At 32.3% G+C, this 17,776-nt stretch carries 16 protein-coding genes; 4 read left to right on the top strand and 12 right to left on the bottom strand.

Translation table 11 applies throughout. The features are described 5' to 3' along the window. Window positions 1–8 precede the first annotated feature (8 nt). Both FT986_RS12760 and FT986_RS12755 read left to right on the top strand, forming a co-directional pair. The gene (locus tag FT986_RS12760) at window positions 9–1,250 is read left to right on the top strand and encodes a T9SS type A sorting domain-containing protein (RefSeq protein ID WP_147865388.1); all 1,242 of its coding nucleotides are present in this window, start codon (window positions 9–11) and stop codon (window positions 1,248–1,250) included. Window positions 1,251–1,408: 158 nt separating this feature from the next. Next, the gene (locus FT986_RS12755) at window positions 1,409–1,651 is read left to right on the top strand and encodes a hypothetical protein (protein ID WP_147865387.1); all 243 of its coding nucleotides are present in this window, start codon (window positions 1,409–1,411) and stop codon (window positions 1,649–1,651) included. A gap of 99 nt (window positions 1,652–1,750) precedes the next feature. Here FT986_RS12755 and FT986_RS12750 read toward each other — a convergent pair whose 3' ends face one another. The 8 genes from FT986_RS12750 to FT986_RS12715 form a co-directional block, all read right to left on the bottom strand. After that, window positions 1,751–3,529, bottom strand: coding sequence for a tetratricopeptide repeat protein (locus tag FT986_RS12750; RefSeq protein ID WP_147865386.1), 1,779 nt, complete (start codon window positions 3,527–3,529; stop codon window positions 1,751–1,753). 156 nt (window positions 3,530–3,685) lie between these two features. After that, complete coding sequence (locus FT986_RS12745) at window positions 3,686–6,127, bottom strand: TonB-dependent receptor domain-containing protein (protein WP_255505970.1); 2,442 nt, start codon at window positions 6,125–6,127, stop codon at window positions 3,686–3,688. Then, complete coding sequence (locus FT986_RS12740; RefSeq protein ID WP_147865385.1) at window positions 6,105–7,469, bottom strand: HTTM domain-containing protein; 1,365 nt, start codon at window positions 7,467–7,469, stop codon at window positions 6,105–6,107. The genes FT986_RS12745 and FT986_RS12740 overlap by 23 nt, the downstream gene beginning before the upstream one ends. A 19-nt stretch (window positions 7,470–7,488) precedes the next feature. Then, complete coding sequence (locus FT986_RS12735; protein ID WP_147865384.1) at window positions 7,489–8,610, bottom strand: imelysin family protein; 1,122 nt, start codon at window positions 8,608–8,610, stop codon at window positions 7,489–7,491. Between the two features lie 64 nt (window positions 8,611–8,674). Further along, window positions 8,675–9,889, bottom strand: coding sequence for a DUF4856 domain-containing protein (locus tag FT986_RS12730; protein ID WP_147865383.1), 1,215 nt, complete (start codon window positions 9,887–9,889; stop codon window positions 8,675–8,677). 102 nt (window positions 9,890–9,991) lie between these two features. After that, a complete protein-coding gene (locus FT986_RS12725; RefSeq protein WP_147865382.1) occupies window positions 9,992–10,855 on the bottom strand; it encodes a hydroxymethylglutaryl-CoA lyase in 864 nt (287 codons plus the stop codon). 46 nt (window positions 10,856–10,901) lie between these two features. Beyond that, entirely contained in the window at window positions 10,902–11,519 is a 618-nt protein-coding gene (locus tag FT986_RS12720; RefSeq protein WP_147865381.1) for a LysE family translocator, read from the bottom strand. Further along, complete coding sequence (locus tag FT986_RS12715) at window positions 11,516–12,541, bottom strand: quinone-dependent dihydroorotate dehydrogenase (RefSeq protein ID WP_147865380.1); 1,026 nt, start codon at window positions 12,539–12,541, stop codon at window positions 11,516–11,518. The genes FT986_RS12720 and FT986_RS12715 overlap by 4 nt, the downstream gene beginning before the upstream one ends. A gap of 109 nt (window positions 12,542–12,650) precedes the next feature. Between FT986_RS12715 and pepT the strand changes: the two genes are divergently transcribed. Together pepT and FT986_RS12705 are read left to right on the top strand one after the other, a co-directional pair. Further along, entirely contained in the window at window positions 12,651–13,895 is a 1,245-nt protein-coding gene (gene pepT / locus FT986_RS12710; protein ID WP_147865379.1) for a peptidase T, read from the top strand. Between the two features lie 96 nt (window positions 13,896–13,991). Beyond that, window positions 13,992–14,579 (top strand): YdeI family protein, encoded by a 588-nt coding sequence (locus tag FT986_RS12705; protein ID WP_147865378.1) that lies wholly within the window; start codon window positions 13,992–13,994, stop codon window positions 14,577–14,579. A 52-nt stretch (window positions 14,580–14,631) separates the two neighbouring features. On the opposite strand, the gene yajC is transcribed toward FT986_RS12705, so the two are convergent. From yajC to FT986_RS12685, 4 genes are all read right to left on the bottom strand, one after another. After that, entirely contained in the window at window positions 14,632–14,925 is a 294-nt protein-coding gene (gene yajC / locus FT986_RS12700; protein ID WP_147865377.1) for a preprotein translocase subunit YajC, read from the bottom strand. Window positions 14,926–14,934: 9 nt separating this feature from the next. After that, window positions 14,935–15,453 carry a DUF1573 domain-containing protein gene (locus FT986_RS12695; protein WP_147865376.1) on the bottom strand — a complete coding sequence of 173 codons (519 nt, stop codon included), beginning with the start codon at window positions 15,451–15,453 and terminating at the stop codon, window positions 14,935–14,937. A gap of 64 nt (window positions 15,454–15,517) precedes the next feature. Further along, window positions 15,518–16,459: a transcription antitermination factor NusB gene (nusB, locus tag FT986_RS12690; protein WP_147865375.1), complete on the bottom strand. Its 942-nt coding sequence runs from the start codon at window positions 16,457–16,459 to the stop codon at window positions 15,518–15,520. Between the two features lie 88 nt (window positions 16,460–16,547). Further along, entirely contained in the window at window positions 16,548–17,651 is a 1,104-nt protein-coding gene (locus tag FT986_RS12685; RefSeq protein ID WP_147865374.1) for a Glu/Leu/Phe/Val dehydrogenase, read from the bottom strand. Window positions 17,652–17,776 lie beyond the last annotated feature (125 nt).

The raw sequence follows: 17,776 nt of genomic DNA, 5'->3' as shown, positions 1-17,776 counted from the left end.
TACACCTCATGAATTTAAAACTATCTTTCTTAGCGTTTTTTAGCTTTTGCTTAATCGCAACGGCACAAACTACCGTAAATCTTAGCTTAGATCCTTCTTATGCAAACGAAGTTTATTATAAGTTTTCTACCAATCAAAGTTACGACCATACGGCAACCGATTGGGAAATTGCTTTTTTGAGAAATAACAATATGAATTTTGCCATTAGAATTAATGACGGAATTGGTTTAGAAGTTTTTGAAGCAGCTAATACTCCTGCAGATTATGCTACCGTAGATGTTAACAATGTTGCCAACTTCACACAGTTATACAACAGTGACATCAGTTGGTTTGAAGGAGCTTTTAATACAGGTTCGGCTTCTTATGGTTTTGGAGAATATAATCCAGCAAACCACCACGTAGAAGGAACCGTTACCTTTTTATTAAAATATGCTGACGGGAGCTTCAAAAAATTATTCATTGAAGATTATTTTGGTGGATATACATTTAAATATGCTACTTGGGACGAAACCACTTCTACTTGGAGTGCAGATACTACCGAAACTGTTTCTAACACCAGCAATCCTAACAACATGTTCAACTACTACAATTTCACTACCGCTACCGAAGTAGTTGCTGAACCTGCAAGTACAGACTGGGATCTAAAATTTACAAAATTCACTACAGATTATGCTTATAGCGGAGGAACTATGAAGTATGTAGTAACAGGAGCTTTACAACATCCAGACGTAGTCGTAGCAGAGAACATAGAGCCTAACGGAAATGGAGATACTAGTAATCTTAATTATTCAGATGAAATCAATACAATTGGTTACGACTGGAAAACATTAAATGCAAGTTATACTTATGATATAGAACCAGATCTTTATTTTTACGTAAAATACCTTGACGGAACAGTTTACAAATTAAATTTTATTGATTTTGGAGGAAGTTCTACAGGAGACATTCAGTTTAACTATGAAGATGTAACAAGCCAGTTAAACACGGTGGCTTTTGATGCTGAAAATTCATTTAGTATCTACCCTAACCCATCTTCAGACAAACAAATTAATGTTTTAGTTGAAAGCGAAGATGCTAATCAAACCGTAGAAATCTATAATCTTTTGGGTAAAAAAGTATTCACTTCTCAATTGCAAAATGCTGGGTTTACTAATCAAACATTAAACTTGTCGCAATTAGCAAACGGTACTTATATTGTTAAATATCAAGCAGGAAGTCATAGTACAACTCAAAAGTTGATTCTAAATTAATTAGCCAATACCAACCAAATTATTTTAAAGCTACTCTGCACAGAGTAGCTTTTTATATTTAATCAATCCAATTACAAAATACTCAAATTCAGTTATTTATATTGCTTCTTCCTTATCTAAATTTTATATTTAAGTAATTAATTAAAAAACTGAGTGTTATGAGTATTAGATTAGGAAATAGCTGTGTAAACTGTAAAAAATTTGAAAATGATTTTTGTATGAAACATGATACCTCTGTTAGTGATAGGCATACGTGTGATAGTTTTACCATGAAAAATAGATTTTTGGACAAGGAAAACTGTACCACTTGTTCAAGATATATGAGCCCTACTTGTGCCCACCCTAAAAAAGCAGCACCCGATATGTTATGTTCTTATTGGGCGCCTCAAGTTACAGCTTAAAAATAATTAACTTTTAAAATATAAAATGCATACCCACATAGGTATGCATTTTTTTGTATCCCTTGATAGCTTTAACAATACAAAGACAAAAAATAAGCGTTAGCTTTTATCAAAACAAAGTACAACAAGAGTTCCTTTGTTTTCAATGGGTTGGATCGCAAACTCAGCCTTGTTAAGCTCTACATATTTTTTAATTAAAAACAAGCCTAAGCCAGTTCCAAATTCGCCATCTGTCCCTTTTAAAGAAGTGATGGAAGAATTATTTTCTGAGAAAATTTTATCTAATTGATCTTTAGAAATAGGTGTTCCTTCATTAAAAATATGTATTTCGATATGTTCCGGCTTAATTTGATAAGATATTTTTATACTTTTCTCTTTGGGAGTATATTTTAATGCATTTGATAATAAGTTATGTAAGATTACGTGCAATTGGACAGTATCTACCGTAATCATAATAGCTTCTTTATAAATGTTATGAATGATCGTCACCCCTTTACTCTGACTCGAAATTTTATATACATTTAAAATTTCTATCATTTCTGATACAATATTAATTTTCGTAAAGTTTATTTTCGTTCCATTTAATTGTGTACTTGCCCAAATTAATAGGTTATTAAGCATTCTAGAAGTTTCGTCTAATTGCAAACGCATAGAAGAGTAAACTTCAATTTTTTCTTCTTCCGTAAAGGCATTTTGAAGCAGTAAGTCCATTACCTGAGAAACAGCTGCAATAGGCGATCTTAAATCATGAGATATGATCGAAAAAAGTTTATTTTTTCCTTTATCTAGTTTTACAAGCTGTCTATTTTTATGAGCTAAGGCTGTATTCAACTCCTCTTTTTCATTAATTATTTTTTTATATTTAAATGCAAAGAATAAAGTGATAACCAATATTAAAGCAATAAGGGCTGTAACTAATTGATTAAAAAAGATTTTATTCTCAGACTGTTGATTTTTAGTTGTCAAAATTTCATTTTCTGCTTCTTTTTTATCTAACTGCATTACTGCTATAATCTGTGCTTGTTCTTTATTAAAAAGAGAATCTTTATACTTTCTATTGTCCCTTGAAAAACGATAAGCAGTTTTGTAATCCTCCTTTAAGACTTGGATTTTAGCTAATAATGCTGTACTTCGTTCAAGATCCCAAAGTGCATCAATTTCAATAGCGGCTTGATATGATTTTTGTGCTGCAGAAAGAGCTTTCTCCTGCTCGTTTAATTTTATGTAAATTTCCGCTAATCCTCCATACGCAAAGGTTAACTCCCAATTATCATTCTTAGATTCATTGATTACTTGGTTGTAGGTCAAAATAGCTTCCTCTAAGTTTTCTTCTAAATAATATACTTGTGCTATTCTATTTTTTGCCGCTAATTTTATAGATTTATTTTCGGAAGTAATAGAAAATTTAAACGACTCATCAAAATACTGACTAGCCTTATCGATTTGATTTAAAGCCAAATAAGAAATTCCTAAATTGAGGTAAGCTGCAGATGGATCTTTATCATCTACAAATTCTAAATATTTTTCAAAATATTGAATAGCTTGATTGTGTCTACCAATGCCTTGCTGAATAAGACCTAAACCATTATAGCACCTAGCCATATTATGTTCATCTTGTAGTCTTTTAAATCCGTTAAGGGCACTTAAATAATAAGATAAGGATTCCTTATAATTACCTTTCAAATAATATGTAAAGGCATAAATCTGATTGACTTTTGCTTTTAAAGAATCGTTAGGAAATTCTTGTAATAGTAATTCTGCCTCATTTAGATAGTTTAGTGCTTCCTCAGAATTATTTCTATAAGTATCTATTGCTTTTTTGTTAAAATACCTAATAGAGTCTATATTTTGACCATAAGTTGAAATTATAGTCAGCAAAAAAAAGAAAGTAAGTATTTTTTTAAACACGTATATAATTTCTGTATTTAAACCATAAACACATATTGATACTTGTATATTCTTAATTAAGAAAGTTTGAAAATTTCATTTAAAAAGATACTACTTTTAATTTAATTTTTGACGATAATTCTTAATTTAAATCTTCACTTGCAAGGTGGTATACCAATTAATAGGTTGAGCTGGTATTATTCCAGGACCTGGATACCCCGTAGCTCTTCGGGTAAAATAATCATTATTTAAAAGATTATTAATTCCCGTTTCTAATCTAAATCGTTTATACACATAAGATAGAGAAAAGTCTAAAATCCCGTAGGCTGGTATTTCCCCTTCAATACCTCGTTGACTATCTGTTTTTACTTGTGGAGCATTAGTAGCATCTGTAAACTGTTTAGATAAATAAGAGTATTGCAAACTACCCATTAAATTTTTATAACCAAAACGCATTCCTGTTTTAAGATTATACTCTGGTATAAATTCTACTTTATTTCCTTCTACATTCGTCTGCTGAGATTGAGTATATTCGGATTGGGTAAATGTAAAATTATTAAAAATACTCCACTGTAAATTTTTGTTAGAATTGAAAAATTGATTTTTAAGATCAAATTCTGCGAAAGTTTCGATTCCGTAAATAAAAGCATCTCCTATATTACTTTTATACCTTACAATTCTCCCCTGGTTTTGTAATATCTCTCCTATTCTATCTTTATATTGAAGTCCGAAAACCCCTAATTCATATCGTAATTTTCGAGATAATTTTCCACGCATGCCGATATCGGCTGTAAAGCCTTCTTCATCATTAATATTAGGATCGATCACAAAAACTGGATTAATTACACGTATATCATTAAAGGTAACTGAACGGTAATTTTGAGAAAAATTAGCGAGTAATTCTACTTGAGAAGAGAGTTGATAGTTAGCTCCTATTCCTAATAATACAAAAGAACGTTCTAAATTTCTATTGTCTTCTAAAGTTTCATTTACCAAAACATTTCCTGCATTATCACTCACAATGTTTTGATACGATCCCTTACTTTGGGTATCTATAAACTCCAAACGAAAACCAGGAGTTACTGAAAGACGCGAGTTTAACCTAAAAATGTTTTCTCCAAAAAAAGCTAAATTCTGATTGGGAAATGTAAAATCTGCCTGACGTTCATAATTGGGAAATTCTCTCGTGGCGAAATTAAAATTAGCTTCACTCCCAGCATTACCAGCTCCTTGCATTTGTGTATTATGCGCCTTGTAAAATTTGCTTCCTATCAAAAAAACAGATTCTTGATCTAATAACTGATATCTTGTAAGAAGACGAGCTTCGGCTCCCCAGTTTTCAAAATGATCTACTAATAATTCTCGAGGCAAACTAGGATCATCTACACTTGAAACTCGATTATCTCTAAATCCTAAAGCTTTTCTCGAAGCAGACAAGCCAAAAAGGTTAAGACTAAAATCTGTTTTTTTAGAAAATTGATGCTTTAATTTAGCCGAAAATAAATTCCAATTTACTTTAAACCAGTTTCGTTCACGATTGCTATAATCTGGGTTTTCATAAAATTGAGCATCGGTAATTCCGCCAGGTTGCTGAGCTAAATAATCTAAAAATGTATATTCAAATTCTAATTTGGTTTGCTCAGAAATTTGGTAACCTAAATGTGCAAATGCTTGATGAGAATCAAATCCAGAATTGTCCCTAAAACCATTTCCGCCTTTATAGTGGTAGTATGTGTAGTAACTCAACTTACCTACCGTCCCGCTTAAACTATTAAAACTGGTAAATAATTGATTTGAACCTAAACTTTGCCTTGAAACCAATTCTATTTTTTTATACCTATTTGGTTTTTTGAACTTAAAATTGATCAATCCACCAAACTGCGTTCCATATTGCAAAGAAGCAGCACCGCGTATCACTTGTATTTCCTCCAACGCTTCTGGAGGTGGCGTATAATAACTTTCAGGATAACCCAAAACATCGGCAGAAATATCATAACCGTTTTGCCGCGTATTAAAGTTTTGCGTGCGATTAGGATCTAAACCTCGTCCTCCAATATTTAACTGTAAACCTGCATCTCCATTATCATAAATATTTAAACCTACTACTTGGCTATAAATTTGTCTAGCATTATTAGCGGCAAGGTTTCCTGTAACTTTATCTAAGAGAACAACTTCGGTTTTTTTACCTGCATAAATAGCGGTTCCTTCAACGGGTTTTAAATTCCGTAAAGCAAAAATTCTTTCTTTTCGTTGAATGATAACTACTTCAGATAACTCTTCAGAAAGTTCTGTCAAAACAAAAGTTTTTTCAACATCTTCACTAAGACTAAGCTGCGTTTCATACACTTCAAAAGATTCTGCAAAAATTACGAAAGTATAGGTACCCTCTTTTAAATTATCGAAACTAAATTCTCCGTTGGCATTGGTTTTTTCTACAGCACCTGTCAATACGTGAAACACTTCTGCTTCTGGTATATTTTTTCCCGTCGTAGCGGAAGTTACCCTTCCTTTAAAACTAAATTGCGCATGTAAAGAAACGCTTAGCAAAAAGAAAAGTGCGATAAAATTAAAGACCTTTAATCTGATCATAAAAAGGAAGTATAAATGTTTTAGGAATAAATGATTCCTTTATTTGTAATAAATCTACAGTCGGGTCTATATAAGGCTGACTCCTACGCCCATTCAATGCCACATAACTTTCTACATAAACCTCTACATTTTTATGACCTTGTTTCTCAAAATGACTCCCCAGAAAATGCGCATATTCTAATATAAAATCGGGTTGAAAAGACATTTGTTTTTCTTGGTATGGCGTTAAAAAATCTGAATTATCAACATAAAAACGCTTTTGTGTCTGAGCATCTACAATTTTAAATTGCGCATAACCCGCTTTCTCCATAAGCATAACCCGCCAAGAAAACCTAAAACCTTCTTCTGTCCAAAATAACTCATTAGGATAAGCTAAGTAACGCCACGGCAAAAATAGCTGAATTGTAAAAAACAAAACAAGTACAAATGTTAATAAGCTATTTTTTTTTGCGGAAAAAACTAAAGTTTTATGGTTTTGAAAACGATGGTAAGAGATTTTAAAAACTTTACTAATGATTTTAAGAATTTGCCGATGCACTTTAGCATCAAAAAAAATCGTAGCGCTCACAATCATAATGAAGGGAAACATACCAATAGGAAACAATACCCGCGTCAATACATGAAAAACGATGACCATAAAAAAGGCGACTTTTCGAGTAGGACGATAGAGTAATAAAAAAGGAATGCTTAAATCGTACATCATCCCCAACCAACTAAACCCATAATGCACCCAAGTTTGTTGTAAAAAATCTCCTAACAGAGGTATATCATATTTTGAAGGTAACCAAATCTTTAAAGGCATGGCCTCCAAAAGCCAATCAGAATTAAGCTTAGCTAAACCTGCATACACATACACAATACTCATTAAAAGCTGAATACTGTGAATACACCACTTGGGTATTTTTTGATACGCTTTACGCGGATTTAAATAAGCATCTATAGAATAATGAGCTGAAGCCGGTAAGAAAATCATTAAAAAACTAAGAATACTTATAAAGTAATAATGGTTAAGATAAGTCGTCTTATCCATCAGTTCTATATACGTAAAACTTAAAAAGAATATAAGTATAGACCATTTATAACGATAGCCTATCATAATGGCAATAGCAGAAATTAGTGCTATTAAAAAAATAAAATAAGTATAAATCCCTAAAGGCTTCACCCATTCAAACCCGTAATAAGAAAAGAAAAATTTAGGTTGCACGTAAAGCTTATCTATCCAACCATTTGCCCAAAACCGAACGATACTTAAGCTCATCATTAAACCAAAAAAAATACGGAATACTGCTAAAGGAGCTGCATCCGTATTTTTTTTAAAATAATGTTTAATCTTAATTAACATCTATTTTTTTTTCTATAGATTAATCTCCATCGGTATCTACATAATCTACGCTTATTGAAAGTGCTTGCAACATATCTATTTTTAATAAAATAACATTGGCTTGCATACTATCATATGCAGTAAGCATTTTAGAATTGTTATTTTCAACTTCTTGTAATAAATTATCATTCAGTAAACCAATTTTAGAAGCGCTATCTTCATATTGATTAAGAATTAAAGTCGATAAATCTTCTCCCTCTTTAATTGAATTTAGATAATCCAAATAAGATTCAAAACTCAAGCCCGTAGTACTCTGATCAAAAGATAATCCTTTAAAAAAGTTTTTACTTGAATTAAGAGATTTTTCTAACAAACTTTTTGAAAATGAAGGTTGGTAATAAGACTCAATGGTTTGAGGCTCTACATTACCCGAAAACACTCCAGCAGGAATACCCACTTTTCCGCTACGGATAAATTTTTCAAAATGAATGATAAAATCATTTGCTAACATATCTACAGATCCTGTTGAAGAAGAACTGGTGTTCGCTACAAAATTATCTCTATATTCGTTATTCCAATCATTAAGAATAAGAGTACTTAAATCTTTTATACGTTTACTTACTAAACCTAAATAAGTTTTATAACCATTAGCAAAATTACCTGTGCTATAAGTTTCAATAATACTATTGTCATTATCGGCTACACCGTATAAAAAATAATCTAAAGCAGGAAAACCTTGTGCCGCTCTGCTTGAAGGTAATTCTAAATTAGGAGTTTCATAATTTTCTATAAGTTTTGTAATCGCAATGGCATTGGTAGGATATGTATTTACAAAGCCTCTAAACCCAATAGTTTCAGCTGGGCCAATTTCAAATATAGATATGGTTTGAAAATCTAAATAAGCTTTTTGATAATCTTCACGAAGCTGAACTAAATTTGCTTCATTAGGAGTTTCTATAAACGTCTGGGTACTTGCATCTAAAGCAGTAGAAGAAGCTACAAAATTAGTATAAGCAGGTACAATTATATGATCTGCCCAATGTGTGAGCATTTCTTTTCTATCAAAAGCATCATCGCCAGCAGTAGTAGAGGATGAATCATCATCGCTACAGCTCACTACAAATAAACTAAGGGAAATAAATAATAAAATTAACTTTTTCATATTCTTAAAATTACAACAAGGCCTTTCGCAAAAGACCTTGTTATTTGAATTCTAACTGATTAGCTTAATCAACTTGACTTACAGAAATACTGTATGCATTTGCAATAGCTTCAGAAACTTCATCTAACTTTTCTGCAGAAACAGACCAAAATCCGTTACCTTCCAACAATTCGTTTTTATAAGTTTCTAATTCTGATGCACTCATATAAGGTGCTTCAGTATCTGGATTTTGAGAAAAACGTATGCTGTACATAAATCCTAATCCTTCAGATAACTCATGAAAAGCAGCTCCCATTTCACCAGCAGCAATAGATTCTTTTCCTGCTTGGAAATAGTGAATTGCTCTTACCGCAAAAATTAAAGAGATGTTTTCTTTAATAATGTCAGCTTGTGCATCTCTTACCTCATAATTACCTACAGTAATTGCCGCTCTTCCTTTTTTAAATGCATCAAAAGTTGCTTGCGCTACATTTTCAAAATCATCATCGGCAGCAACTTGTCTTATATAGTTGAATAAAAATTTATCTGAATTATTTTCTAATACGCTCATAGGGTTAGAAGTTGATATACTTGTATCTCCATATAAGTATCCATAAGCTTCATCCCATTTATGCTCCATAGTAGTATATGATTTCCCTTCTTCGGTAACTCCGTTCTCGTTGTTGACAATATTATCTCCTTCATCTAAAACAGCTGGCGATAAATAATTGTTTAACATTTGGTCTGCTAATAAAGCTCCCATTAAACTTTTAGCATACATTTGATTGTATTCTAATCCTTTTGCACTTACATACCTAGTCTTATCACCTTGTGCAATTTGTCCAGCAACTCCTGCGGTTGCCCCTACATTTTGATTAGCTAGAACCTCATCAAATTGAGCATTCATCCAAGATTCAAAATCTTCTTTTACAGCTGCAGAACCAGTTGAATTTAATGAAAAATAATCGTTAGAAGCTGCAACTTTACTTTTTATACTTTTTGAAGAACTGTTTAAATCTCCTTCAGAAAATGGTGCGTTTTCATTTGAAAACATATTTGTTAAACGATCGGCCGTTAAATTATCAAAGTCTGTAAAAGCATCACTTAATTCTTTTGCCATTAAAATTCTAGTTGTTTGACCACCATAACTTACAGTAGAAACACCTTCTCTTTCAAATTCATAATTGGCAGGAACGTTTATTTGATCTTCTCCTCCGATAATATTATTATCGTCATCACTAGAACAAGAGGTAAAAAATATAGTAGTACAAATTAACGCGGGGATAAAAATTTTCTTCATTATACCTTTATTTAGATTTTTTAAAAATAATTTTAATTCGGCTGCAAAAATATATTATTTAAGTCTGCAAACAAATTTTATTTATATTTAATTTAAATAAGATTAATGATAAAGATTAAAAATTTTGGTAGCTTCATTATAAGAAGATTCAAAACTACCCATTTTTACATTAGAATCTGCTTTAGCCGCATTAAAGTAGCTTAGCATTTTTTCGGTAGGCATATTTCCAGTTAAGTCATCTTTAGCCATAGGACATCCACCAAAACCTTGTATAGCTCCGTCAAATCTCTCACACCCAGCTTTGTAAGCTGCGTCTATTTTTTCGTGCCAGGAAGTTGGTGTAGTATGCAGGTGCGCTCCAAATTCAATATTTGGATAGGCAGGAATCAAATTAGAAAAAAGATAATCTATAGTTTCTGCATCTGAAGTCCCCACAGTATCCGATAAGGATAAAATATTTACACCATAAGAAGATAAACGCTGTGTCCACTCTCCTACAATTTCTACACTCCAAGGATCCCCATAAGGATTTCCAAATCCCATAGATAAATAAGCTACTACTTGTTTCCCGTGTTTATGGGCAATGTTTAAAATCTCTCGTAAGGTCTCTACAGATTGTTCTATGGTTTTATGCGTATTTCGCATTTGAAAGTTTTCTGATATAGAGAAAGGATAACCTAAATAATCTATTTCTGGATGTTGTACGGCATCTTGTGCACCACGAACATTAGCTACAATAGACAATAATTTGCTACTGGTTTTTGATAAATCTAAATTTGCCAATACCTCTTTGGTATCTACCATTTGCGGGATGGCTTTGGGAGATACAAAACTTCCAAAATCTATGGTATCAAAACCACAACGTAGCAAAGACTGAATGTATTGAATTTTTTTTTCAGTAGGTATAAAGTCCTTAATACCTTGCATGGCATCTCTAGGACATTCTATTAGCTTAATCTTGTTCATAGCTCAAAGATACTCATTAGCTTTAAAATATATAAGTATTATAGGCTTAGATGCAGATAAAAATTGCAATACCTATAAATACAACTATTTGCAACCATTTTAAAAAAGCTCCAGAATTTGGGTGTCTTTCTATATAGGTTTTTAACGAGCCCGCAAGCATAGCTATGCTTCCAAAAACAAGAAAAGAAACAGCGATAAACACTCCTCCTAAAATGAAAAACTGAAGCGTTTCTGATAAGGTTTCAGAAAATAAAAATCCAGGAAATAAAGCTAAAAAAAATAAGGAAACTTTAGGATTGAGTACATTCATCATAAAGCCTTGACGGAATAATTTTGTCACGGGCTTAGCTGGTATATTTTCAGTATTAAAATCTATCTCATCAGAAGATTTATATACTTTAAAAGCTAGGTATAATAAATAGGCAGCTCCAAAAAATTTAAGTAAAGTAAATAAAATTTCATTTTTTGCTATAAATAATGAAACTCCAAAAGCGACGAGAGAGGTGTGAACTAAGCAGCCCGCCATTAAACCTAATACCACTGCCAAGGCGTACTTTTTACCAAAGCGAATACTTTGTACTAGTACAAAAATATTATCGGGCCCTGGTGAAATTGCCAAAGCAAAAACAGCTACCACAAACGATATGAGAATTTCTATATTCAAGCGTTTTCTTTCAAAATCGCTTGATTAATTTCTTTAATCAATTGAGGACCTTCATATATAAACCCTGTGTAGAGTTGTACCAAGCTTGCTCCCGCCTGTAGTTTTTCTAAAGCATCTTGAGCAGAATGAATTCCTCCTACTCCAATAATAGGAAAAGCCTGATTACTTTTTTCAGATAAAAATCGAATTACTTCTGTAGAACGAGAAGTTAATGGCTTCCCACTTAAACCTCCCATTTCTTCTTTATGCTCAGATTCTAAACCTTCTCTAGAAATTGTTGTATTGGTAGCGATGACTCCAGCAATTTTAGTGGTATTTACAATCTCAATAATATCTAAAAGTTGATCATCAGTTAAATCTGGTGCTATTTTTAGTAAAATGGGCTTTCTGTTTTCCTTTTCCGCGTTAAGCGATTGCAAAGTATTTAACAATCTAGTAAGAGGCTCTTTATCTTGTAGCGCTCTTAAATTTGGGGTGTTAGGAGAACTCACATTGACTACAAAATAATCTACGTAAGGAAATAAGGCTTCAAAGCAAATTTTATAATCATCAACTGCATTTTCGTTTGGAGTAATTTTGTTCTTCCCAATATTTCCTCCAATTAAAACCTCGTGATTATTCTTTTTTAGTCTTTTAACCGCAGCTTCAACTCCTTCATTATTAAATCCCATTCTATTAATAATCGCCTGATCTTCTTTTAGACGGAATAATCTTTGCTTAGGGTTTCCGCCTTGAGCTTTAGGAGTTACCGTTCCTATCTCTATAAAACCAAATCCTAATTGACTTAATTCTTTGTAAAGTTTAGCATCTTTATCAAAGCCTGCTGCTAAGCCTACCGGGTTTTTAAAGTTAAGTCCGAATACATTTCTCTCTAATTTTTTATCCTCAACTAAATAGGTTTTCGCTAAAGCGGAAGAAACTCCAGGAATTTTTAAGCTGTTTTTTAGAGTTGAAAAAGTAAAGTGATGAACCTTTTCTGGATCAAACTTAAATAAAATCGGACGAATAATAGACTTATACATAATGGGAAAGTTTTGGCAAAAATACTTTATTTTAAAAAATCTAAAAGCATATTCTTAAAAGTCTTTGTACTCCCCTAACGATTAATTATTTTTACCAAAAAAGTAAACCATGATAGAAAAACAACTTATTATAAATCGCTTTGTAAGTTACGTAACTGTAGATACCGAAAGTGACCCAGAAAGCAGTACCACACCAAGCACCAACAAACAATGGGATTTAGCAAAGCAATTAACTGAAGAGTTAAAAGCTATAGGAATGAGCGATGTAAATATAGATGATAATGCTTATGTTATGGCTACTCTACCTAGTAATGTAGATCACGAAGTACCTGCCATAGGGTTTGTTTCTCATTTTGATACCTCACCAGATTTCACCGGAGCGAATATAAAACCTCAGATTGTAGAGAATTATGATGGGAAAGATATTATCTTAAATGAAGAGGAAGGGATCATTCTTTCTCCAGATTATTTTGAAGATCTATTGCAATATAAAGGGCAGACGCTTATCACCACCGACGGAACTACATTGTTAGGAGCAGATGATAAAGCAGGAATCACAGAAATTATGTCTGCGATGGAATATCTAATTCAACATCCAGAAATAAAACACGGTCCTATAAAAGTTTGTTTTACACCAGATGAAGAAATTGGAAGGGGAGCACATAAATTTGATGTTGCCAAATTTGGTGCAGAATGGGCCTATACCATGGATGGAAGTCAAATTGGTGAGTTAGAATATGAAAATTTTAACGCTGCAGGAGCAAAAATAAAAGTAAAAGGAAAGATCGTTCACCCTGGCTATGCGAAGGGAAAAATGGTAAATAGCATGTATATTGCTCAAGATTTTATCAATTCCCTACCTCGCCTTGAGACTCCAGAACATACCGAAGGAACTCAAGGTTTTTTCCATTTAACAGAAATTAATGGTAAAGTAGAAGAAACCAAATTGAACTACATTATTAGAGATCACGACAAAATTCACTTTGAAGCTCGAAAAAAAATGATGTTAGATCTAGTAAGCGAAATTAACTCTCAGCATGATAAAGAAGTTATTGAAATAGAAATCAAAGATCAATACTTTAATATGCGTGAAAAACTAGAGCCTGTAATGCATATTGTAGATATTGCAGAAGAAGCGATGAGAGAGGTGAACATTGAACCTTTAATTAAACCAATTAGAGGCGGCACCGATGGTTCTCAACTTTCTTTTATGGGGCTACCTTGTCCTAATATATTTGCTGGAGGTCATAATTTTCATGGAAGGTACGAATATGTTCCTGTAGAAAGTATGATTAAAGCTACAGAAGTTATTGTTAAAGTAGCTGAACTTACAGCGAAAAAATACCAAGCTTAGATAAAGCTATTAATTACTCAAAAGCTCAAGTTTTACTTGGGCTTTTTTTTATACCTTTTTATCTTAAATAATTAATTACCAATAAATCTAAAAAAAATGCCAGTTAAGAATTTTGAAGACTATATAGAAAAACACCCCCAATGGGAACATGAACTTATACAACTTAGAGAAGTCATTTTGTCAACAGACTTAAAGGAAACCATTAAATGGGGAGCTCCTACATACACCTTAAACAATAAAAATGTAGTAAGTCTCGGTGGTTTTAAAAATCACTATGCACTATGGTTTTTTAACGGAGCCTTATTGAAAAAGAATACCAGTTTGTTGGTAAATGCTCAAGAAGGAAAAACAAAAGCCCTCAGGCAAATTAGATTTACCAAGGAAGATAAAATTGACTCTCCTACGCTAAAAACTTATATAGAGGAAGCAATCGAATTACAAAAAGAGGGTAAGTCTGTCCCTATTCAAAAAAATAAGGAATTACTTATCCCCACAGAGTTAACTCAATATTTTCAAAAAAACCCTGAAATGGAAACTTCATTTCACAACCTAACAAAAGGCAAACAAAGAGAGTATGCTGATTATATAAGGGAAGCCAAAAGATCAAATACAAAAGATAAACGATTAGAAAAAATTAAACCTATGATCATAAATCAGGTGGGTTTATATAATAAGTATAAATAAAAAAAGGATTCCGTTAAGGAATCCTTTTTATTTTATTATCTAAATAGTAGAATTAATTTTCTTTTGGAGTAGTTGTATTTAATTGCTTACTCAACTCCGATGATATAGAAGATCTTTCAAAAGTGATTTTTCCTGCACCCGTTTCTATAATTACAGTATTTAGTTTTTCACTAAAATCTACAATTTTACCGTGCATTCCACTCTTGGTAATAACTCTATCACCTTTTTTTAAATTTTCAGAAAAATTCTTTTCTTCCTTTTGACGCTTTTGCTGCGGTCTAATCATAAAGAAGTAAAATATGATTATAATCGCAATAAAAGGTAAAAAACTGGTTAAGTTTTCCATTAAAAAAAATTAGTGGTTATGTCCTTCGTGTCCTGGCTGTACTGCTGTATTATTAACAGGATTTCCAGTTGCTGCACCACCTGCTTTAGGAGTTACGAAAGCTTTAATTTTGATAGTTTCTTGACCAGACTCTGTGTTAGCAGTAATTCTAACAGTCTTCATTTGGTTATTAGGCTTACCATTAGAGTTAAACTTAACTACCATCTCTCCTTTTTCACCTGGAGCGATTGGTTCTTTAGACCAAGTAGGAACAGTACAACCACAGCTTCCTTTTGCATTAGAAACAACTAAAGGCGCATCTCCGGTATTTTCAAATGTAAACGTATGCTCTACAACATCTCCTTCATTGATAGTTCCAAAATCATGCATGTCTTCTTCAAACTTCATTGCTGGAGCTCCAGAAGTGTTAGCATCACGTTCAGCAACTTCTTTCTCGTTTTCTGCATTTACCTTATCTGCTGCATTTTCTTTACATGATGTAAAAACCATTGCCGCTACAGCAGCTAACATTAAAAATCCTTTTTTCATTTTAACTTATTTTAATTGTTTGTAATTGATTTTTCAAGTGCTAAAAATAATAAAATTTAATGGATTACATTAATCCGCGACCAATTTTATTGATTTTTTCTGAACTTTTATACTCCTTAGATAACTTATCTAAAATTCCATTAATAAACACGCTACTTTTTGGAGTACTATACTCTTTTGCAATCTCCAAATATTCATTAATAGTAACCTTGACAGGAATCGAAGGAAACTTCATAAATTCACAAATTGCCATTTTAAGCAATATGCTATCTACGCCAGCTATTCTATCTTTATCCCAATTAGGAGTTTTTTCTTGAATATCTTCTACGTAAGCTTCTTGATTTAAAAGTGTTTTTCTAAACAATTCTATTGCAAATTCCTCATCCTCCCTATTCTTAAATAGTTTAGGGACTTTTACCTCTGGATTGGCTTCCTTTTCTTTTTTCAAAAACTTAAGGATGCTGGTATTAACAATAGGTAAATCATCCAACCAAGTCAGTTTTTTATCTTCTAAGTAATCATAAAGCTTATCATTAGGAGCTATGATTTCCTTAAATATAGTTATGATAAATTCTTTATCTTCTTGAAACGAAGATAGGTCTGATGTTAAGTAATCTTTATAAGTTTCGCTTTGTTTTACTTCCTCCCAAATAATATTCACATATTCGTCATCCTGTTGCCAATTGGTCAATTTTTTATCATCCAATAACTCACTAAGATTTTCGCTATGTTCAATCTTGTAAATTAATTTATTCTGAATGAATTTAAGATTAGGATTTTTATCCTCATTTGTAGCAAGATGTTTCTTCTGTGATTTCTCTAAGTAATCTTGAGCTTTATTTTTTACTTGAACCAGTAAATCTAAGTTGAGTAAAAATAAATCATACATTTCTCCCATACTCTTCTGAAGAAATTTTTGCTCAGCAATTAAGTTATCGTTAGCCGATTGTGTAAATGCGTACATAGACTGCATTACTTTTACTCGAATATGTCTTCTTGTTAACATAGCGTATTTTAAAGAACTTTAAATTAAAAAAGGGCGAAATAGTTATTTCGCCCTGCAAAAATATAATTAAATTATGTTTTTCTAATGCTTACTGCTTCTTTTCTGCTTTTCTTTTTTCAATTCTATCTTGAGCAACTTTTAAAGCAGATTGATGCGTAGTGATTTGATTCGCTTCCGCAGAATTTAAAATCTCTAAAGTAGTATGGTAGATATTTTCAGTTTTACGCATAATCTCTGGCTTATCATAACCTTCTAATTCTGCATAAACATTAATAATCCCTCCTGCATTGATTAAGAAGTCTGGAGCGTAAACGATACCTTTTTCTTGTAGCATTTTTCCATGAACTTTTTCATCGGCTAATTGATTGTTCGCTGCTCCTGCAACAATATCAACATTTAACTTATGAATAGTCTCATCATTTACCGTAGCTCCTAAAGCACAAGGTGCATAAATATCCACATCGGCAGTATATAAATCTTCGCCTCCAAAAATCACAGCTCCATATTTATCTCTTATTTGCTCTAAACGCTCTTGGTTAATATCTGCAATAAGTACTTCTCCTCCCTCTTCAGCAATGTATTTAACTAAAGTTTCTCCTACATGTCCAATCCCTTGTACCAATACTTTTTTACCAGCTAAAGAATCTTTTCCATATTTATATTTTGCTGCAGCCTTCATTCCCATATACACACCGTAAGCAGTAATTGGAGAAGGGTTTCCAGAACCTCCTAAATGTTCAGAAATACCTGTTACGTGTTTAGTTACCTCTCTTACCGTGTCCATATCGGCAGTATCCATCCCTACATCTTCCGCAGTAATATATTTTCCACCTAATGAATCTACATACTCTCCAAACTTCCTCATTAATTCAGGTGTTTTTTGAGTTTTAGCATCTCCTATAATAACCGCTTTTCCTCCTCCAAGGTTTAAACCAGTCACTGCACTTTTAAAGGTCATCCCGCGAGATAATCTCAACACATCATTTAATGCTTCCCATTCACTAGCATAATCCCACATTCGAGTTCCTCCTAAAGCAGGTCCTAAAGTTGTATTATGTATTCCTATTATTGCTTTTAAACCTGTATCTTTGTCGTTACAAAAAACAACTTGTTCATGTTCATCAAAAGAAAGTTGCCCAAATACTGGCGCTACTTTTTTTAATTCGTTTGCTTTTAAAATTTCAGCGTTCATAGGTAAAACTTTTTAATTTATGTATTTCTTAATATCGAACCGCAAAAGTAAACATTGTTTGAAAGATAATGAACGATCTTGGTGTTAAATTGAATAATCATCAATAAATATTTACTGATTTAGTT

It is taken from the genome of Mesonia sp. K4-1 (genome assembly GCF_008017825.1).
GTDB lineage: Bacteria > Bacteroidota > Bacteroidia > Flavobacteriales > Flavobacteriaceae > Mesonia.
Note: the sequence above shows the minus strand (reverse complement) of the source record. Positions and strands in the feature narration are given on the sequence as shown.

Coding starts and splice junctions, on each gene's coding strand:
- FT986_RS12760 (WP_147865388.1), top strand. CDS start 9: ATGAATTTAAAACTATCTTTCTTAGCGTTTTTTAGCTTTTGCTTAATC.
- FT986_RS12755 (WP_147865387.1), top strand. CDS start 1,409: ATGAGTATTAGATTAGGAAATAGCTGTGTAAACTGTAAAAAATTTGAA.
- FT986_RS12745 (WP_255505970.1), bottom strand. CDS start 6,127: ATGATCAGATTAAAGGTCTTTAATTTTATCGCACTTTTCTTTTTGCTA.
- FT986_RS12740 (WP_147865385.1), bottom strand. CDS start 7,469: ATGTTAATTAAGATTAAACATTATTTTAAAAAAAATACGGATGCAGCT.
- FT986_RS12735 (WP_147865384.1), bottom strand. CDS start 8,610: ATGAAAAAGTTAATTTTATTATTTATTTCCCTTAGTTTATTTGTAGTG.
- FT986_RS12730 (WP_147865383.1), bottom strand. CDS start 9,889: ATGAAGAAAATTTTTATCCCCGCGTTAATTTGTACTACTATATTTTTT.
- FT986_RS12725 (WP_147865382.1), bottom strand. CDS start 10,855: ATGAACAAGATTAAGCTAATAGAATGTCCTAGAGATGCCATGCAAGGT.
- FT986_RS12715 (WP_147865380.1), bottom strand. CDS start 12,541: ATGTATAAGTCTATTATTCGTCCGATTTTATTTAAGTTTGATCCAGAA.
- pepT (WP_147865379.1), top strand. CDS start 12,651: ATGATAGAAAAACAACTTATTATAAATCGCTTTGTAAGTTACGTAACT.
- FT986_RS12705 (WP_147865378.1), top strand. CDS start 13,992: ATGCCAGTTAAGAATTTTGAAGACTATATAGAAAAACACCCCCAATGG.
- yajC (WP_147865377.1), bottom strand. CDS start 14,925: ATGGAAAACTTAACCAGTTTTTTACCTTTTATTGCGATTATAATCATA.
- FT986_RS12695 (WP_147865376.1), bottom strand. CDS start 15,453: ATGAAAAAAGGATTTTTAATGTTAGCTGCTGTAGCGGCAATGGTTTTT.
- nusB (WP_147865375.1), bottom strand. CDS start 16,459: ATGTTAACAAGAAGACATATTCGAGTAAAAGTAATGCAGTCTATGTAC.
- FT986_RS12685 (WP_147865374.1), bottom strand. CDS start 17,651: ATGAACGCTGAAATTTTAAAAGCAAACGAATTAAAAAAAGTAGCGCCA.